General features: G+C 46.7%; 19 protein-coding genes. 14 read left to right on the forward strand and 5 right to left on the reverse strand.

Going from position 1 to position 17769, the window contains the following annotated elements:
• Positions 1-57: 57 nt before the first annotated feature.
• Positions 58-1236: an MFS transporter gene (locus MKZ04_RS21330; RefSeq protein WP_023855869.1), complete on the reverse strand. Its 1179-nt coding sequence runs from the start codon at positions 1234-1236 to the stop codon at positions 58-60.
• A gap of 100 nt (positions 1237-1336) precedes the next feature.
• Here MKZ04_RS21330 and MKZ04_RS21335 point away from each other — a divergent pair, with 100 nt between their 5' ends.
• From MKZ04_RS21335 to MKZ04_RS21350, 4 genes are all read left to right on the forward strand, one after another.
• Positions 1337-1717, forward strand: coding sequence for an OsmC family protein (locus tag MKZ04_RS21335; protein WP_341047027.1), 381 nt, complete (start codon positions 1337-1339; stop codon positions 1715-1717).
• A gap of 104 nt (positions 1718-1821) precedes the next feature.
• Entirely contained in the window at positions 1822-2877 is a 1056-nt protein-coding gene (gene cax, locus MKZ04_RS21340; RefSeq protein ID WP_020450572.1) for a calcium/proton exchanger, read from the forward strand.
• A 66-nt stretch (positions 2878-2943) separates the two neighbouring features.
• Entirely contained in the window at positions 2944-3735 is a 792-nt protein-coding gene (locus MKZ04_RS21345) for a YfkD famly protein (RefSeq protein WP_020450573.1), read from the forward strand.
• A 299-nt stretch (positions 3736-4034) separates the two neighbouring features.
• Positions 4035-5465 carry an IS1182 family transposase gene (locus tag MKZ04_RS21350; protein WP_149208594.1) on the forward strand — a complete coding sequence of 477 codons (1431 nt, stop codon included), beginning with the start codon at positions 4035-4037 and terminating at the stop codon, positions 5463-5465.
• A 26-nt stretch (positions 5466-5491) separates the two neighbouring features.
• Here the strand turns inward: MKZ04_RS21350 and yfkAB are convergent, their stop codons facing one another.
• Positions 5492-6613: a radical SAM/CxCxxxxC motif protein YfkAB gene (gene yfkAB / locus MKZ04_RS21355; RefSeq protein ID WP_020450574.1), complete on the reverse strand. Its 1122-nt coding sequence runs from the start codon at positions 6611-6613 to the stop codon at positions 5492-5494.
• Between the two features lie 143 nt (positions 6614-6756).
• Between yfkAB and MKZ04_RS21360 the strand changes: the two genes are divergently transcribed.
• The 3 genes from MKZ04_RS21360 (at position 6757) to MKZ04_RS21370 (ending at position 9121) form a co-directional block, all read left to right on the forward strand.
• Positions 6757-6942 (forward strand): SE1561 family protein, encoded by a 186-nt coding sequence (locus tag MKZ04_RS21360; protein WP_003179806.1) that lies wholly within the window; start codon positions 6757-6759, stop codon positions 6940-6942.
• Between the two features lie 109 nt (positions 6943-7051).
• Complete coding sequence (gene pdaA, locus MKZ04_RS21365) at positions 7052-7843, forward strand: delta-lactam-biosynthetic de-N-acetylase (RefSeq protein ID WP_145646145.1); 792 nt, start codon at positions 7052-7054, stop codon at positions 7841-7843.
• Between the two features lie 174 nt (positions 7844-8017).
• Positions 8018-9121, forward strand: a complete 1104-nt coding sequence (locus MKZ04_RS21370) for a glycerol dehydrogenase (protein WP_341047033.1) — start codon at positions 8018-8020, stop codon at positions 9119-9121.
• A 177-nt stretch (positions 9122-9298) separates the two neighbouring features.
• Here MKZ04_RS21370 and MKZ04_RS21375 read toward each other — a convergent pair whose 3' ends face one another.
• Positions 9299-9895 (reverse strand): hypothetical protein, encoded by a 597-nt coding sequence (locus MKZ04_RS21375; protein WP_149169176.1) that lies wholly within the window; start codon positions 9893-9895, stop codon positions 9299-9301.
• A 57-nt stretch (positions 9896-9952) separates the two neighbouring features.
• Positions 9953-10915, reverse strand: coding sequence for a magnesium/cobalt transporter CorA (gene corA, locus MKZ04_RS21380; RefSeq protein WP_341047035.1), 963 nt, complete (start codon positions 10913-10915; stop codon positions 9953-9955).
• Between the two features lie 134 nt (positions 10916-11049).
• Here corA and MKZ04_RS21385 point away from each other — a divergent pair, with 134 nt between their 5' ends.
• The 6 genes from MKZ04_RS21385 to MKZ04_RS21410 all read left to right on the forward strand — a co-directional run bounded on the left by MKZ04_RS21385 (position 11050) and on the right by MKZ04_RS21410 (position 15834).
• Positions 11050-11913, forward strand: a complete 864-nt coding sequence (locus MKZ04_RS21385) for a DNA-3-methyladenine glycosylase family protein (protein WP_026580648.1) — start codon at positions 11050-11052, stop codon at positions 11911-11913.
• A gap of 2 nt (positions 11914-11915) precedes the next feature.
• Entirely contained in the window at positions 11916-13322 is a 1407-nt protein-coding gene (rlmD, locus tag MKZ04_RS21390) for a 23S rRNA (uracil(1939)-C(5))-methyltransferase RlmD (RefSeq protein WP_445662246.1), read from the forward strand.
• A gap of 50 nt (positions 13323-13372) precedes the next feature.
• On the forward strand, positions 13373-13843 hold the full coding sequence (locus MKZ04_RS21395; protein ID WP_230368346.1) for a DUF6884 domain-containing protein: 471 nt from the start codon (positions 13373-13375) through the stop codon (positions 13841-13843).
• A gap of 216 nt (positions 13844-14059) precedes the next feature.
• Positions 14060-14554, forward strand: a complete 495-nt coding sequence (locus tag MKZ04_RS21400) for an RNA polymerase sigma factor (RefSeq protein WP_035339189.1) — start codon at positions 14060-14062, stop codon at positions 14552-14554.
• Complete coding sequence (locus tag MKZ04_RS21405) at positions 14544-15107, forward strand: hypothetical protein (RefSeq protein ID WP_023855880.1); 564 nt, start codon at positions 14544-14546, stop codon at positions 15105-15107. Before MKZ04_RS21400 ends, MKZ04_RS21405 begins: the two co-directional genes overlap by 11 nt.
• A 1-nt stretch (position 15108) precedes the next feature.
• Positions 15109-15834: a YfjL-like protein gene (locus MKZ04_RS21410; RefSeq protein ID WP_025810228.1), complete on the forward strand. Its 726-nt coding sequence runs from the start codon at positions 15109-15111 to the stop codon at positions 15832-15834.
• A 29-nt stretch (positions 15835-15863) separates the two neighbouring features.
• Here MKZ04_RS21410 and MKZ04_RS21415 read toward each other — a convergent pair whose 3' ends face one another.
• Entirely contained in the window at positions 15864-16439 is a 576-nt protein-coding gene (locus MKZ04_RS21415) for a TetR/AcrR family transcriptional regulator (protein WP_025810226.1), read from the reverse strand.
• A 107-nt stretch (positions 16440-16546) separates the two neighbouring features.
• On the opposite strand from MKZ04_RS21415, the gene MKZ04_RS21420 reads away from it, so the two are divergent.
• Positions 16547-17740 (forward strand): macrolide family glycosyltransferase, encoded by a 1194-nt coding sequence (locus MKZ04_RS21420; RefSeq protein WP_341047041.1) that lies wholly within the window; start codon positions 16547-16549, stop codon positions 17738-17740.
• Positions 17741-17769 lie beyond the last annotated feature (29 nt).

The following is a 17769-nucleotide window of genomic DNA, read 5'->3' on the forward strand; positions in this document are numbered from 1 at the left end:
AAAACTGCCTGACGTTTTCGAAAAGGCCGGCTGCCTATAGTAAGCAGCCGGCCTTTTTTACATTGGCGCCGCCTCAGATTGTTCGAGAGCGCCGTTTTTCTTCGTTCTGCCAAAGAGCACCCCGATCCAGATCAACACCATCACGATTGTAATCAAATAAAACAGATTGCTGTTATGAAATGTCTGCATATACCAGCCGCCGGCAACCGGGCCGAAAATGCTTCCGAAGCTGAAGGTGATTCCGCACATCAAGTTTCCGGCCGGGAGAAGGCGTTTTGGAAGCAGGTCGGCCATAAAGCTGATGCCGAGTGAAAAAGTTGATCCAACAGCCATTCCGGCTATGAAAAAACATGCCGCAAGCAAGGGGACGGAATCGGAAAAGCCCGCCGCAAAGAAGCAGCCTGCCCCGACAGCCAATATAACAAGGAGCACATTTCGTCTTCCATACTTGTCGCTCAACACGCCGAGCGGATACTGAAAGACGATGCTTCCGATCGCAAAAGCCGGAAGAATAATTGATAGGCCTTCGACGGAAATGCCCGAGCGGAGCGCGTAGACGGGAAAATTGCCGTTCAGGGCGGTTTCCAAAAAGCCGTAGCCGAATGTCGGCAAAAACGCGACCCATCCTAGCAGAAAGGCTTGGACGAAGCGCTTCAAGCTGTTATCGCTGCGGCTTTCAGAGCCGCTTTTCTCAGGAAAATCGTTTTGAAGGCAAAAAATAAACAGCCACGCCAGCAGGCTGAATGCACCTGAGACGATAAACGGCAATGACGGGGCAATGTTGACAAGCGGCGTTAAAAAAGGACCGGCAGCAAATCCCAAACCAAACGAAAGGCCGTACAAAGAGATATTGCGGCCGCGGTTTTTTTCAGACGATAATGTGGTCACCCAAGTTTGCGTTGAAAAGTGCAGCATATGATCCCCGATTCCAATCAAGAGCCGTAAAAAGAACCAGACGATAAACGACTGAATAAAAACAAAGGCGAACAAACTCGCGCACACCATCACCCCGCCGATGACGATCAGCGGTTTAAAACCGAGCCTGCGAAGCGGTGCTTCCATAAACGGCGAAGCGATCAGGACGCCGATGTAGAGGCCTGTCGCATGTAGACCGTTCAGCGCAGCCGAATGGCCTTCCTGTTCGAAAATAACAGAGATGACAGGAAGGAGCATCCCTTGCGAAAAACCTGATATACTGACAATCAAAACGAGAATGAAAAAGTGAAATCTAGTCATCGGCCGATTCTCCTTATCCGTAATCCTTCTTTGATCGTACAACTTTCACAAGTTTTTAGGCAAGGCGATTTTTCTTTTTCTGTCAAAAGAGGTGTGAATCATGAAAATCGTGTGGAATCAGAACGGCTTTGAGGCTGATCTGGAATATGGAAAGCTTAAGATATCAGGCAATGAAGAAGCAGGATTCAGGCCTTATCAATTGCTGGCCGCTTCGATTGCGGCATGCAGCGGAACCGTTCTTCATAACATATTGGAAAAGAAAAGGATACAGCTGAAAGATATGACCATCGAGACAAAAGAAGAACGCATTTCCGAAGAGGCGGGCCGCATCAAAAGCATCCATCTTCACTTCATATTGAAGGGAGAAAACCTCGGTGCAGAACAAATTCAAAAGGCGCTGAAAGTAGCGATGAAAAATTGTGCCATGGTGAGATCTGTTGAAAACAGCATCAAGATCATCGAAACATTTCAGATTCGCTGATGTTTAAAAACCTGCGTCAATGCGGAATAGATCAGTATGCTGTATATAAACTGAAAAGTTCGCACAAAAATAACCTACACCAAAAAAGAAAAGAGGAATGAAAAATGGGCCGTTTTTTCTTTTGGATGATGGCTGCGGGAGTTCCCCTTTCTGTCGCAGGGAGCATGTTGCATTGGCCGCAGGTTTTATTGTTCATCATATACTGCCTGACGATTATCGCGCTTGCAAGCTATATGGGAAGAGCCACCGAAAGCCTTGCGATTATTGCGGGTCCGAGGATCGGGGGCCTTTTAAATGCGACGTTCGGAAACGCCGTTGAGCTGATCATTTCGATCTTCGCGTTGCGGGAAGGACTGACCGGCATTGTGCTCGCATCGCTGACAGGATCTGTCCTCGGCAACCTTCTCCTGGTCGCCGGCCTGTCGTTTTTCATCGGGGGCCTGAAATATAAGCGCCAGGAATTCAACGTGTATGATGCGAGACACAATTCAGGTTTGCTCATGTTCGCGGTGATTGTCGCTTTCGTCATCCCTGAAGTATTTTCAGCCGAAATGACAGAGCCGAGGAAGCTGTCGATGAGCGTCGGCATCAGCATCATCATGATTTTGCTTTACCTGGCAGCGCTTTATTTCAAGCTTGTCAGCCACCGCGGGGTTTACCAGACGAATCAAAATGAGCGGGAAGAATCGCATGAAGAGCCGGAATGGTCGGGAAAGAGGGCAACATTGATTTTATTTTTGGCGACCGTTGCCGTTGCCTACATTTCCGAGCACCTCGTTCACACATTTGATACGGTGGCCGAACAATTCGGCTGGTCGGAGCTTTTCATCGGGGTCATCATTGTCGCGATCGTCGGAAACGCGGCAGAGCATGCTTCCGCCGTCATTATGGCCTATAAGGACAAAATGGATGTCGCAGTTGAAATTGCGATCGGATCAACGCTGCAGATCGCGATGTTTGTCGCACCCGTTCTTGTGATCAGCTCTTTGTTTTTTCCAGTGAGCATGCCGCTCGTCTTTACCTTGCCGGAACTCGTCGCCATGGCTTCCGCCGTCCTTTTGATGATCGTCATTTCAAACGACGGGGATACGAACTGGTTTGAGGGCGCGACATTGCTGGCTGCTTATATCATCATGGGAATCGGTTTTTTCCTTCTTTAAAAAAATGGGGATAAACGGAGAGCATCCGGAAAACAATAAGGGAAAAGAAACAGAAAGAGTGATAGTATGAAAAAGCTTTTGTGTTTTACGCTAACTGCGTTTTTATCCTTTAGTTTTTTCGCTGTACAGGAAGCTGATGCAGCCAAGCCGATCAAGATTCCAAGCTCTGTCACGAATATTTCCAAAGAGAACACATACCCTAACGCCTCCCAGGATCAGCCGAGGCTGCAGCCGAGCGAACTGGCTGAAGAGCTGCTGAAAACAACCGATATCGCGATTGAAAATCCGCATCTCATCAAAATGCTGAATGAGTCAAGCATTTCCGGCACACCGCTGGCAATCGGCTACAGAGCGACGATCTATTTGGGCAGATGGGCGCTCGGGTATACCTCGAATGAAACCGTTGCGAACTGGGAATACCGCAAAATCAACACAAACCGCTTTGACAACCGGGGCGGGAAAGCACCTGCCGAACTCACGTATTCCCAGGAACAGACGAGCAAAATCAAAGGCGGCTTAACAGCGAAAGTCCCGAAAGCGGACGATGTCAAAAACATGATGATGCTTGAAGCCATGGAAAAAACAAAGCTGCCGCTCGCCTTTGAAACAGTCGTCGGCGCCGGCACAAAACGCGATCAGATTTATAAAGTGCAGCCGAAAAAGCTGGGGAATTTACACGCCTATGCACCTGCCGTCAATGAAAAAGGGAAGGTCACCTACGGTGAAGTGTACATTGTATTAAAAGGCAACAAAAGAAAGCTGGTCGTCAAAAATATCACCTCGCAAGGAATCGGCGCCTGGATTCCTGTACAGGATCACCTCACATTCGGCTTTCAGCTCAGCCATCAGCCGAAATAAAAAAGCAAGCCTTTTGCGGCTTGCTTTCAGCGTGTCGAGAAACCCTCGCATTCGTTGTCAGGCCTGCGCGTCGGTGCTCACGAATAGGAGAAGGATCGGCGGCTAACCGTCCAGGCGTCCTGCCTGAACGCCGCCGTCATCACCTCCTGTGAAAGTCAGCTCCGATGCTCGGCCTTCCTAGACTGCAAGGGTTTTCAATCACGCTGAAAGGATGACAAAATCCCAAAACAAAAAGTGGCTTGATCGACAAGCTTTTTTTGTTAAAATGTGAGTGAAATCTAGTTTTTGGAGGTTTTTCCATGTTGTCTAAGCACTCTAAAGATCAGCGCGAACAGCTTGAAGTCTTTGCCTTAAGTGAACTTGTCCCGGAAGACCATCTGGTCAGGAAAATAGAAGAAGCCATGGACTTTTCTTTTATTTATGAAAAAGTTGCTCCCCTTTATTCTTCAAAAGGGCGCCCAAGCATTGATCCCGTTGTATTGATCAAAATGGTTCTGATTCAGTACGTGTTTGGCCACCGCTCGATGCGCGAAACCATTAAACGGATCGAAACCGATGTCGCTTATCGCTGGTTTATTGGATATGGATTTTCTGAAAAAATCCCTCATTTTTCAACCTTCAGTAAAAACTATGAGCGCCGTTTTCATGATACGGACCTATTTGAAACAATCTTCTATAAAATCTTGCGTCAGGCCATGGATCTCGGTCTTGTCGACCCGTCGGTCGCCTTTATCGATGGAACCCATGTCAAAGCCAATGCGAATAAGAAAAAGTTTGTGAAGAAGATTGTGAGAAAAGAAACAAGAGCTTATCAGGAACAATTAGATCGAGAAATTAATGCCGATCGCGAAGCCAACGGCAAAAAGCCCTTAAAGCCCAGGCAATGCTTAGAAGAACGAGAAATAAAAGAAAGTACGACAGATCCTGAGAGCGGTTATTTTGTAAAAGGTGAACGGGAACGTCTTTTTGCTTATGGTTTTCATACAGCTTGTGACCGGAATGGATTTGTGCTGGGGGCGGTTGTTGAGCCTGCCAATATTCATGACAGCCAAGTGTTCACGACCCTGTTTCAACAGGTGAAAGAGCACGTCGCCAAGCCTCATACGGTCGCAGTTGATGCCGGATATAAAACGCCGTTTATCGCAAAATTTCTAAGTGATCAAAATGTCCATCCCGTCATGCCCTACACCCGACCACAAACTAAAAAAGGGTTCATGAGAAAACATGAATATGTATACGATGAATATTACGATGCTTATATTTGCCCTGACGATCATGTTCTGACATATCGCACAACCAACCGTGAAGGCTATCGGATTTATGCATCAGATCCAAACCGATGTGAACACTGTTCTTTTTTGAAGCAATGTACGGAAAGTCGAAATCATCGAAAGATGATTCACAGGCATCTCTGGCAGGATCATTTGGATGAAGCCGACCATCTTCGCCACACGGATGAGAATAGGCGAATCTACGCCAAACGCAAAGAAACGATCGAACGGGTTTTTGCGGATTTAAAACACAAGCATGGCCTGCGCTGGACAACCCTACGGGGTAAGAAAAAATTGTCCATGCAGGCGATGCTTGTTTTCGCTGCCATGAATCTCAAAAAGCTGGCGAATTGGACTTGGAAAAGTCCAATTCGCCAGCATTCTCATCGAAAAAACAGAATAAATTGGACAAAAATAGGTCGGATTATAAAAATCCGACCTATTTTGTCAACGGTCTGAAAGCAAGCCTTTTGCGGCTTGCTTTTTCATACTCTTGCTGTTCTGGAAGTAAAATCAACATCTTGATAATAGCTGTTTTTGACGAGCACATTCGGCCCGAGGCATCGGACGTGCGGGCAGTGGCAGTTGAGCTCCTTGGCAAGCTCTGTTTTTCTCCACTTCGCATAGGCGCTTGGCAGGCTGTCGGTTTGAATGTTGCCGAGCGGCGGAGTATCTCCGAAATCGGTCACGATGATATTGCCGTCAAAAATATTGACGTTCAGGCGCGATCTGCCGTCAGGGTCGTTTCTGACCGTGACATTTTTCGCTTCGCGCAGCCGCTGTAAAAGAGCGTGGTCTTCAGGATCAGGGCTGCACGCGTAAAACGGCAGGGTGCCGAACAGCATCCACGTATTTTCGTCGCGAATGTCAAGAAGGCGGTGGATCGCTTTCCTCATGTCTTGTAAGCTTAAAGATTCAAGCGCGCTTGCAAAATCGCTCGGATACATCGGGTGAACCTCATGGCGCTGGCATTTCATGTCTTCGACAATTTGCCGGTGAATATGCTCGATGTGAGGAAGCGTCCGTTTGTTGAGCATCGTCTCGGCGGATACCATAACCCCTTCATCAACAAGCGTCCGGCTGTTTTCGATCATTTTTTCGAAATAGCGCGCCCGCTGGGCAAACGTCGGCTTTTTATCCATCATGGCGAAGCCGATTTCTGCAAAGTCTTCGACTGTTCCCCAGTTGTGGGAAATATGAAGCACATCAAGGTAGGGGATGATCAGCTCGTAGCGCCCGATATCGAGCGTCAAGTTTGAGTTGATCTGCGTCCGCACGCCGCGTTCATGAGCGTATTTTAATAAAGGAACGACATATTCCTTTACGGATTTTAATGAAAGCATCGGCTCGCCGCCAGTAATGCTTAAAGAACGAAGGCGGGGAATCTCATCAAGCCGTTTCAACAGAAGGCTGACGGGCAGCGCGTCCGGGTCCTTCGTCTGGAGCGTATACCCGACGGCGCAGTGCTCGCAGCGCATATTGCAAAGAGTCGTCGTCGTAAATTCAACGTTCGTCAGCTGTATATCTCCATATTGGTCAACGTCCATGTAGGCTTCCCAAGGATCATATTCCGGGGTAATCGGACGAACCTGCGTTTTTTCTGTCATGACATATCTAACTCCTTTATGATAGGACATACTAATATAGCCCAACTATTCATTTTAGACCTGATCCTTGAGGCGTGCAAGTCATGGATGATTGAAAAAAGGCCGTTTATAGGCTACGATAAAGGAACAAAAGGAGGAGAATCATGGGTAACGCAGTACATGACAAAGAACAGCAAGTCAATTATTTAAAAAACAGATTGGATATGTTTATGTCAGTCATCGATTCTTTAGACCCGGAATCGACCGACCTTGAAGATATTGACAGACTGATCAGCATGCTCGACGACTTGGAAGCCAAATACGAGCGCTTTAAAAAAGACTGGAAATAAAACCGTCGCATTCTTTGCCGCGGTTTTTTTGTTTTCCAAGTGTTGCTTGGTATGAAAAGCTCAGCCCTTCTGCACAATAAGAAAAAATAAAACTGGGAGCGAGAAGATGATGAAACGATTCTATGCCTTATGCTGCGGATTCCTGCTGATGCTGGCCTTCAGCGGCAATGCTGAAGCGATTTCCAACAAGGCGATCCATTGGGGCTTTTCAAAAAGCAAAAACCATCGGCCGGCAGATGCGGGACAAGAGCTGAACAGCCTTTTGCAGCAGTACGACGCCTTTTATTTGGGCAACACAAAGGAAAAAACGATCTATTTGACCTTTGATAACGGCTATGAAAACGGCTACACCCCTAAGGTGCTTGATGTTCTGAAAAAACAAAACGTCAAAGCTGCCTTTTTTGTAACGGGCCATTTTGTCAAAGATCAGCCGGAGCTGATCAAGCGAATGGCCGAGGAAGGACATATCATCGGGAATCATTCCTATCACCATCCGGATCTCACGACGAAAACAAGCCGCGTGATACAAGAGGAATTGGAATCGGTCGATGAGGAGGTTTACAAAATCACAGGCGAAAAAAACAACCTCTACCTGAGGCCGCCTCGGGGCGTTTTCAGCGAGCGGGTGCTTGAAGAAACGAAAAAGCTCGGTTATCAAACGGTATTCTGGTCTGTTGCTTTTGTCGATTGGAAAATCAATGCCCAAAAAGGGTGGCGCTATGCGTACGACAATATGATGAAACAGGCCCATCCCGGCGCCGTCTATTTGCTTCACACCGTCTCGAAAGACAATGCCGAAGCGCTTGATCAGGCGATCACCGACTTAAAAAAAGAAGGCTATACATTTAAAAGCCTTGATGACCTGATGTTTGAAAAATCTATGATGCTAAAGCCCTTTTGAAAGAAATGCCCCGGACGCTGAGACGGGGTTTTTGCTTTGAGCGGAAAAGTTGATGGTTCAGGCTCTTTTATTTCCCCTAGTCAATTCCATAGAATAAAAATCCATTCTATATACATATATTACTAGATTTAAAAAGAAAATAGGTATATCATTGATAGTGAAGGGGGAATTACCATGTCAAAATTAGTAAAATCAGTCACATCGCCTAAAAAATTTATTACAGGAAAACGACTCCTTGAGAACTTGAACGATTACATTGAAGATTATGGTGATCACGCATATATCATTTGCGATGAATTCATTTTGGAACGCGCCCAAAAAGAAGCGGGGAATTCGATTCAGAAAGCCGGCAATCAAGCTGTTTTTGAAAAATTCAATTACGAATGCACACAGGAAGAAATCGATCGTAACCGGGAGCTTGCACGCAATGCAGGCGCTAATATCATCGTTGGGATCGGCGGGGGAAAAACGCTTGATACAGCAAAGGCCACCGCTTATTACGAGAAGCTGCCGGTTGTGATTTTCCCGACAATTGCTTCAACAGATGCTCCATGTACGGCCCTTGCTGTCATTTATAAACATGACGGATCGTTTGATCGATATCTGTTTTTGCCGACGAACCCAGATGTCGTTCTCGCGGATTCTGACATTTTGGCATCCGCGCCGCCGCGCTTTTTCGCAGCCGGTATCGGAGATGCCTTGGCGACGTATTTTGAAGCGCGCGCCTGCTTTAAAGCAAACGGCGACAACCTCGTGCTGATGAAGCCTTCAACAACTGGATTGGGACTTGCCCACCTTTGCTATGATACGCTATTGGAAAACGGCGTAAAAGCGATGCAGGCGATCAAGCATGGCGTTTCTACACGTGCCGTTGAAGACACAATAGAAGCGACCATCTATTTAAGCGGCGTCGGCGCCGAATCAGGCGGTCTTGCCGCCGCACATGCGATCCACAATGGAATGACAGCCGTTCCTTCTCTGCACAGAGCTCAGCACGGCGAAAAAGTCACGTTCGGCCTTTTGGCACAGCTCGTTCTTGAAAACGCGCCGGCCGAAGAGCTGGAGACCGTCATTGACTTTATTAAAGGTGTCGGTCTGCCGTTGACATTAAAAGACCTCGGAGTCGACGAATTTGTCGAAGAAGAATGGCGCCAAGTCGCTCAAAGCGCTTGCTCAGAAGGCGACACAATGGGCAACATGCCGTTCCCAGTCACTCCTGATGATGTCTACAATGCGATCGTCGCCGCCAACGCGATTGCAGAATCTTATCGCGATTAATAGACGAAAAGCCGCTTCCGGGAAGGAGCGGCTTTTTTCTTTGAGGTTTGTCTATTAGTTTGTGAAGCGGCTGTTTGCAGTTCGTTTTTTCTGTAACCTTTTACTTCTAAACCTTCTCTTCATTGTAATATTTTTAAAAGTTTCCAAAAGCGTGCTGCTTGACTGGAGTGAAGCATCTCATTTCACCACTTCAACCTTCATCCTCGGCTCTTCTTCTATCCCTGATTCATACACATCCTCATTTCCCGGAGCCTTAAAGGTGACGCTGTACGTCTCTTGTGAATGCGGAGACAGTTCCAGTTCTTCCGGCTGAAAGTCAAATTCGCTCGTTATATCAGGGATGAGCTGGATGCGTTCGGTCTTTTTTCCGTAATTGTTCACTTTCACCTCACAGTCCATGTTTCCTTCCTCCATATCGCTCTGATAGCTGCAAGTGCTTCTCTTTTTCATATATTCCACGGCATCATCGCCTTGTGCATTCCATTTTTGAAAGAGCATCAGCTGTTCTGTGACCAGCGGGTAAAATACTGAAATGCCGATAATAAACAAAAACAGCTTAAAGCGGATCCACGGTACTTCATAATAATGGCGCCACGCCATAATGAAGCCGATGATGAGCATCAACATGCAGATCAGAACCACTAAATTGCGGACAGGCAGTCTGAAAAAGTCCGAAAGCGCGTCTGCAGCAGACACGCTTTGATGATTTTCGGCGCTAATCAACAAGCCGAGAACGATCAAGAAGATGCCAACAAGCCCTGTATGTACCTTCATTTCTTTCCCCCCTCAGTTATAGAAATAGTCGAACAGAGAGGAAAAAGGTTTCCGGTTTTACTTGAAAATGTCAAACCATCCTTTATGCCGGAACCAGAAGATCATGCCGGCGACAACGGCTCCCATCATGACGAGGATGAAAAAATAGCCGTAGCGCCAATGCAGTTCAGGCATGTTGTCAAAGTTCATGCCGTACACACCGGCAATGAAGGTGAGCGGAATAAAAATCGTTGAAACGATCGTCAGCGTCATCATAATGGCGTTCATCCGGTTGGAGTTGAGCGTCTGGTAGCTGTCCCTTAAATCGGCGGTCATGTCACGGTTGTTTTCGACGATTTCGGTCAGCTTCAAGAGGTGGTCGTAAATGTCGCTGTAATACGCTTTTCGTTCGCGGTTTTCTTTTGAAATTTCAATGTTTAAAATCCGGTAAAGCAAATCCCGCATCGGAATGATTGTTTTCCTAAGCTTTAGAAGGTCGCTCCGGATATCAAACACTTCATTCATCAGTGTTCCATACGTTTTTCTGCTGTCGCTTTCAGCAATTTCATTGAGGCGGTCTTCTATTTTGTAAAGAATCGGGAAATATTCGTCAACAAGCTGATCCATGACCATATAGGCGATATGGCTCGGTCCTTTTTTCCACAACTCGCTGTTTTCCGAAAGCTGTCTTCTTACTTTTTCAATACCGTCTGAACGATGAAAGTGAAATGTGACGATAAAATCTTTTCCAACGAATAAGTCAACTTCTTCAGACGCCAGCGTCCTTTGATTCAACGCGTGTATGACGAAAAAAAGATATTCTTCGTATTGATCAAGCTTCGGACGCTGCAAATGATGAACGCAGTCCTCAACTGCTAAAGGGTGAAAGTGAAAATGGCTTTTGAGTAAAGAGACTTCTTCATCCGAAGGCTGATCGAAGTCCGTCCAGTACCACTCAATATCTTGATCTGTCAGCCTTTTTGCTTTGATGTCGGTAGATAAAAGTTTTCCGTCCTTTGTCATCGCAAAATGTTTAATCATCGGCACCCCTCCGCTTCCATAGGATGCTGCGATGCCCTGTGATTCATTCGGTGAAAAAATAAAATGTTGTTCTTTTTTAAGAGAATTTGAAACATGGTATACTGTGGACAAAGAAGAAAAAGGGATGGGAAGCGATGTGGAAGGAAACTGTAAGCGTATCACCGCCGTATCATTTTGACCGCGTCTTGGACAGGCTTTCGCTTGATCCGCTCAATGCGGTCAACCTCGACAAAAGGGAGGTCAAGCTGCCGCTCCGCAATCAAAACAAAGAGCCCCGGATTGTCGCTGTGCAGGCGACGGGAACTGTCGAAGCCCCGGCGTTTGCCGTCAGCGGTACAGACGATCGAGACGCCATGATGAAAGAAGTGAAACGGATCTTCAGATGGGAGGAAAGTCTTCAGCCTGTACTGGATCACTTTTCACAATCAAGCTTGTCATCAATTTTCGCAGAGCATGCCGGAACGCCGCTGGTGCTCGATTTTCATTTGTATCATTGCTTGATGAAATGCATGATCCACCAGCAGCTTAATCTGTCTTTTGCTTATACGCTCACAGAGCGGTTCGTTCACACTTTTGGAGAGCAAAAGGACGGGGTCTGGTTTTATCCGCTTCCCGAAACGATTGCACAGCTCGACTATAACGACTTGCGCGAACTTCAGTTCAGCATGCGGAAGGCTGAATACGTCATCGATACATCAAGAATGATCGCAGACGGCCGTTTAAATCTTGATGAGCTTGATCAATTATCAGATGAAGATATTATGGAAAAGCTGGTGAAAATAAGAGGCATCGGCCCGTGGACCGTCCAAAACGTTCTGCTGTTCGGACTCGGCCGTCCCAATCTGTTTCCGGCCGCCGATATCGGCATCCAAAATGCCATCAAACGCCATTTTGGCTTAAACGATAAACCGACAAAAGAACAAATGCTTGAAATGAGCAAAGAATGGCACCCTTATTTAAGCTATGCTTCCTTGTATTTATGGAGGAGCATTGAGTAGAAATGGAGAGAACATCAGTGAAACGTGACAAAAAAGGATCATCAGCAGAATTAAAAGTCGGACAGCAATTTCCGCTGACGATCAAGCGCCTCGGCATCAATGGCGAAGGCGTCGGCTACTTCAAGAAAAAAGTCGTCTTCGTCCCCGGCGCACTGCCGGGTGAAGAAGTCGTCGTCGAGGCGACAAAGGTTCATCCGAAATTTTCCGAAGGGCGGGTCAAAAAGGTGCGCAAGCGTTCAGAGCACCGCGTCAAGCCGCCCTGCATCATCTATGAGCAATGCGGGGGCTGCCAGCTCCAGCATCTGGCTTATGAAGAGCAGCTGAAAGGAAAACGGGACATCGTCATTCAATCGCTCAAACGGCACACCCGTTTTGACATCGGCAAAATGGACATCAGGCCGACGATCGGCATGGAAAACCCGTGGCACTACCGGAATAAAAGCCAGTTTCAACTCGGGCTTTCGAAAAATGGAAAGATGGTAGCAGGGCTGTACGGCCTTGACTCACACCGGCTTGTCCCGATTACGGAATGCATCGTTCAGCATCCGGCGACGAACAAAACGACACAAACCGTCAAGCAGATTCTTGAAGATTTCGGCATTTCCGTCTACAACGAACGGAAGCGAACGGGCGACGTCCGCACGATCGTGACGAGGGTCGGCTTTGAGACGGGGGAAGTGCAGGTTGTCATTGTCACGTCAAAAGAAGACCTGCCGCGCAAGGAGCTCATTGCAGAAGAAATCAAAAAGCGTCTGCCTGAAGTGACATCCGTAATTCAAAACGTCAACAAAGCCAAGACATCGGTTATCTTCGGCGATGATACAAGGCTCCTAGCCGGCAATATGGTCATTCAGGAATTTCTCGGCGAGGTTACGTTTGAGCTGAGCGCCCGCGCTTTTTTTCAGCTTAATCCGATCCAGACGGTCAAGCTGTATGACGAAGTGAAAAAAGCGACGAAACTGAGCGGGCGCGAAAAAGTCGTCGATGCCTACTGCGGCGTCGGCACAATCGGAATGTGGATCGCCGACGGAGCAAAAGAAATCCGCGGCATGGACGTTATCAAAGAATCGATCGATGACGCCAACCAAAATGCCAAAAAGCACGGAATTGATAATGCGCGTTATGTCACAGGAACGGCGGAGCACTGGCTGCCGAAATGGACTAAAGAAGGCTTCAGGCCTGATGTCGTCATCGTCGATCCGCCAAGAACTGGCTGTGACCGCACCTTCCTTGATACGATCAGGCAGGTTAAGCCGAAGCGGTTCGTTTATGTCTCATGCAATCCGTCAACACTTGCGAAAGATTTGCAGTACTTAGCGAAGGATTACCATGTCGAATACATTCAGCCTGTCGATATGTTTCCGCAGACGGCGCACGTCGAATCGGTCGTATCGCTGAAGCTGAAATAAAACGCCTTTTTAAAGGCGTTTTTTAGCGGAACCAAAAGGGGGGACATATGATGAAAAGACTCTGCATCATCCCGTGCGGGGCGAAGAAAATCTGGGATGTCGATCCGGGCATCGGCCCGTCCGCCGCAAAGGATGTCTATCTGAGTCCGTTTCATCGGGCGTGCGGCGCATATGCGCAGACGTTTTTTGCGGATTGGGTGATTCTTTCAGCAAAACACGGTTTTTTAAAACCGGAAGATATCGTTTCTGAAAACTATGATGTCACATTCGGGATGGACCACCCGGAGATTATGGCGGATGATGAGCTGAAGGCGCAAGGTGAACGGAAAAACTTGATGGATTATGACGAAATCGTTATGCTCGGCGGGAAAAAATACAGGCCTGTTTTGAGGAACGTGTTTGGCAGCCGCCAGCAGATCACTTACCCGCTGGCGGGCTATCGGGGAATCGGCTATATGCTGCAGGCGCTGAAGCGGGCTGTCGATGAAGGCCGGGAGCTTAGTGAACCTGAAAACAACTGAAGAGAAAGTGAGTTTTTTAAAATCGCTGGCGGGTTTGCCTAAATAAGGGCAGGGCATGATCTGGAAGGCATTTGTTTGGCGGCTGGGATATCCGGAGGCAAAATGAAATATTCATTTTTGCCTCTTTTTTTATGCAATTTTTTGTAACAAAAAGAGGTTCAGCGGTACTAATAAGTGAATGGAAAAATAGCGGCAGCCCAGCCGGGGAGGGGCTTTATGAAGCTTGAGGAAGTCTACAAGAGTATTCAGCCTTCCGTTTATGCCTTTTTCTACGTTAAGACATTTCATAAAGAAACAGCGGAAGATTTAACACAGGAAGTATTTTATCAGGCTGTGAAAGGCTATCATACATTTTCGGGAAAGTCGACAATCAAAACATGGGTGTTTGCGATTGCTAAAAATGTGTTGAAAAAACACTTTCGTTCAGGAGCGTCAAAAGCCGGGACAAACATGATATTTCAGCATGAGGAAGCGGCTTGCTTATCTCCTGAAGAACACCTTCTGAAAACCGAGAAAGAGCGGCGGCTTCTCGAGGAAATCAACCGGCTTGATGAGGCTTCAAAGGAAATTGTCACCCTCCGTATCTACGGAGAATTATCATTTAAAGAAATCGGCATGCTCACAGGCAAAACCGAAAACTATGCCAGGGTCGGGTTTCACAGAGCAAAGCTCAAGCTACAGCAAGAAATGGAGGGCTATGATGAAGGATAAGGAACGCAGTGTATTCAAAGATTTGCTTCCTTTATACCATGAGGGGCTGTTAAGCAAAGAGTCGGCTGAATGGATTGAGGAAGCGGCCGAAAACGATGAAGAGCTTCAAAAGCTTTTGAAGATGACGGAGGCCGAGCTTCCGAAGGAACATATCGAATCGACTGTTCATGAAAGTCAAATGTTTAAAAAAATCAATCGGAAGCTCTCCTTGTACCAATTGATGTTTACAGCCATTTCGTTTTTTCTCGCGATTCACACATCCCTGTTAAATGAGAGCTTCGGCTTTATTTTGTGGTACGCCGTGCTTGGGCTTGCGGTGTACTTGTTTTACCGGGATATGAAACTTGTGATTCTCCTCTCCTTTGCGCCGATTTTCATTTGGGGGATGGGGGATATTCTGGCCGGCTGGGATGCAGCCGACGGTACAGGGGTTGTGGAGCACCTGCTGTATTCTGTCTTTGGCGCTTTCATGCTTGCTGTTATTCACTGTTTTTTCGCCGCGGCCGGGATGATGATCGGATGGCTGTTCTTAAAGCTGAAAGAAAGTAGTTGATATGATGAAAAAGAAAATCTTGTATAGCGTATTGATCGTGCTGCTCGTTTCTTTTGTGCTTGCCGCATATAACGCCTTCAACGGAAATCCCGTAAGCAAGAAGCTGTCTCAAACGGCGCTTGAGCATTATTTGACTGACCGCTATCCTGAAAAAGACTTGCGGATCGACAGCGGGCTTTATAATTTCAAGTTCTCCGAATATGTATTTGAAGTCACGGATACCGGCGATCAAAAGCGCAAAGATCCCTATCTGTTTTCTTTGAGAGGGTTTGTTCAACCAGAAGTACACACGGACGGTATCTATGAAGAGAACCTCAACGAACCGCTGATGGAGCGGCTTGGAGAAGAAGCCGGAAAAGAAATCAAAACGTTTTTATCGAAAAACATAAACCATCTGAAAGACGTTGACGTGCATGTGGAAGTATTAAAAGGAAAGCTGAAAGAGGACGCAAAATGGGAGAAAAGCCTCCGCTTAGAGCGGCCGATGGAGATTCATATTTTACTTGATGCCGCAAATGCCGACCGAAAAGACGTATACAAAACGGCGCAAAAGATTCAGCGCCTGTTGAATGAAGAAAGGTACGACTATGAAAGCGTGACGATTAATGCCAACATTTTTGAGGGGGAAGATATCAAAGACGACGAGACCGGCTATGTCAAATACAGCACCTTCTTTGAAAAAAATACGGATACCAGGCTGAAGGATGTTGAGGAGCTAAATGAGTAGCGGTCCATCCTTCAGTCTGAAAGGTTAGATCAGATGTGCAAACCGCCGCAGAAAGCGGCGGTTATCTGTTTAATATAAGTGTCTTTAGCGACTTTTTGAAACCGGCCGTCAGCCAATGCGCCAGAAGAGAAGTATCCGTATAAAGATGACAGAAAAGCGAAGGCCTGTGAATCCGCATCTCCCTTTTTCATCAGGCTTTTGTCCTGCATCGTTTGAAAGTAGTCTGTTAAATAACGAAGGAGTTCTTCCATATGCTTTAACAGAGAACCGAAAAGATCAGTCATCCTTCCGCCGTCTTGAACAGCGATAAGGTAGAGGGGCTTGTTTTTTTCCATATGAAGCAAATACGATTCTGCAATCAATGTTAAGTCATTCTCCAGGTTCCAAGTGATATCATTTTCAAATACGCGCTGAAAGGCTGGTATATAAGAAAATTGCTGAACGGCCGCTTCCAAAAGTCCGAGCTTTGTGTTGAAGTGGCGATAGACCGTCATCTCGCTGACGCCTGAATGGAGCGCGATATCCTTTACCGTCACCGACTTGAAACCGTATTTTTGCATTAAGTCTAAAGCAGCAGATATGATCCGTTCGTTCGTCTCTTGCAAAGGTGTTTACCCCCATTTTATGATAGTTAGTAGTAACTAACACCAGTCTAATCAGGCGCTGAATTGATGTCAACCCGTTTCAAAAAGGATAAAAAGGAGTTTTAATCATGAAAAATATTTTAATCGTCAATTTTCCGGCGGAAGGGCATGTCAATCCTACATTAGGGATCACCAAAGCATTTGCTGACAGAGGCGACAATGTGCACTATCTTTCAACAGAAAAGTATAAAGACAGGCTGGAGGGCGTCGGGGCTACCGTCCATTTATACGAAGATCTGGTGAGAAACGCGCATATTGATCCGAATTCACCGTCCGGCCTTCTTGAATTTTTAAAAATTCATCTCAAAACCTCGCTGTATATTTTAGACATTGTAAAAGAGCTGTCCAAAAGCATTTCGTTCGATGCCGTGTATTATGACACATTCGGTGCGGGTGAATTGGTCAGGGATTATTTGAACATTCCGGGAATCGCTTCGTCGGCTTCATTTCTCTTCGGACAAGAACATATGAAGATTCTGCCGCTGCATCCGGATTCAGGCGCGGAGCTGCAATTGGATAAAGAATGTGAAGACATGCTTAGTGAACTGAAAGAAAAGTACGGCGTCTCACCTAGGCATACAGGACAGTTTATGAGCAATCAGGCGGAGTTGACGGTTGTGTATACAAGCCGGTATTTTCAGCCTGAAAGCGACCGTTTTGGGGATGATGTGCTGTTTATCGGTCCGCGTTTTCCGAAGCGCCTGGACAAGACCGATTTTCCGATAGAATCGTTAAAGAATGAGAAAGTCATTTATATTTCAATGGGAACCGTACTTGGTAAAACTGAGGATTTTTTCAATATGTGCATCGATGCATTCCGTGATTTCGACGGCAAGGTTGTCATCGCCGCCGGCGAAAAGTCGAACTACGCGGATATAAAAGAAGTGCCGGAGCATTTTATCATTGCACCGTATGTGCCGCAATTAGAGGTGCTTAAAGAAGCCGATGTGTTCATCACCCACGGCGGCATGAACAGCGTCAATGAAGGCATTCATTACCGTGTCCCGATGGTCGTGCTTCCGCATGATAAAGATCAGCCGATGATCGCCCAGCGCCTGAAAGAACTGAATGCTGGATATCCGCTGTTTACAGAAGAGGTCAATGCTGAAAGATTAAGAGATGCAGCAGAACAAGTACTCACTGACGGAAAGTATCAGGAAGGTATTCAAAAAATTGATGAAAGCTTCAGCAACTGCATGGACATGAAAGACGCATTAGCGCGCATTGATGAATATACTGCGCGGAAATCGCTGCAGGCTTGATAGGAAGCCCAGCCGCTTTACCAAGCGGC

The organism is Bacillus sp. FSL W7-1354, from assembly GCF_038002405.1.
GTDB lineage: Bacteria > Bacillota > Bacilli > Bacillales > Bacillaceae > Bacillus > Bacillus paralicheniformis.

Coding starts and splice junctions, on each gene's coding strand:
- MKZ04_RS21360 (WP_003179806.1), top strand. CDS start 6,757: ATGGGTAACGCAGTACATGACAAAGAACAGCAAGTCAATTATTTAAAA.
- MKZ04_RS21370 (WP_341047033.1), top strand. CDS start 8,018: ATGTCAAAATTAGTAAAATCAGTCACATCGCCTAAAAAATTTATTACA.
- rlmD (WP_445662246.1), top strand. CDS start 11,916: ATGGAGAGAACATCAGTGAAACGTGACAAAAAAGGATCATCAGCAGAA.
- MKZ04_RS21330 (WP_023855869.1), bottom strand. CDS start 1,236: ATGACTAGATTTCACTTTTTCATTCTCGTTTTGATTGTCAGTATATCA.
- MKZ04_RS21420 (WP_341047041.1), top strand. CDS start 16,547: ATGAAAAATATTTTAATCGTCAATTTTCCGGCGGAAGGGCATGTCAAT.
- MKZ04_RS21395 (WP_230368346.1), top strand. CDS start 13,373: ATGAAAAGACTCTGCATCATCCCGTGCGGGGCGAAGAAAATCTGGGAT.
- yfkAB (WP_020450574.1), bottom strand. CDS start 6,613: ATGACAGAAAAAACGCAGGTTCGTCCGATTACCCCGGAATATGATCCT.
- MKZ04_RS21400 (WP_035339189.1), top strand. CDS start 14,060: ATGAAGCTTGAGGAAGTCTACAAGAGTATTCAGCCTTCCGTTTATGCC.
- MKZ04_RS21335 (WP_341047027.1), top strand. CDS start 1,337: ATGAAAATCGTGTGGAATCAGAACGGCTTTGAGGCTGATCTGGAATAT.
- MKZ04_RS21385 (WP_026580648.1), top strand. CDS start 11,050: ATGTGGAAGGAAACTGTAAGCGTATCACCGCCGTATCATTTTGACCGC.
- MKZ04_RS21375 (WP_149169176.1), bottom strand. CDS start 9,895: ATGAAGGTACATACAGGGCTTGTTGGCATCTTCTTGATCGTTCTCGGC.
- MKZ04_RS21350 (WP_149208594.1), top strand. CDS start 4,035: ATGTTGTCTAAGCACTCTAAAGATCAGCGCGAACAGCTTGAAGTCTTT.
- corA (WP_341047035.1), bottom strand. CDS start 10,915: ATGATTAAACATTTTGCGATGACAAAGGACGGAAAACTTTTATCTACC.
- pdaA (WP_145646145.1), top strand. CDS start 7,052: ATGAAACGATTCTATGCCTTATGCTGCGGATTCCTGCTGATGCTGGCC.
- cax (WP_020450572.1), top strand. CDS start 1,822: ATGGGCCGTTTTTTCTTTTGGATGATGGCTGCGGGAGTTCCCCTTTCT.
- MKZ04_RS21410 (WP_025810228.1), top strand. CDS start 15,109: ATGATGAAAAAGAAAATCTTGTATAGCGTATTGATCGTGCTGCTCGTT.
- MKZ04_RS21405 (WP_023855880.1), top strand. CDS start 14,544: ATGAAGGATAAGGAACGCAGTGTATTCAAAGATTTGCTTCCTTTATAC.
- MKZ04_RS21345 (WP_020450573.1), top strand. CDS start 2,944: ATGAAAAAGCTTTTGTGTTTTACGCTAACTGCGTTTTTATCCTTTAGT.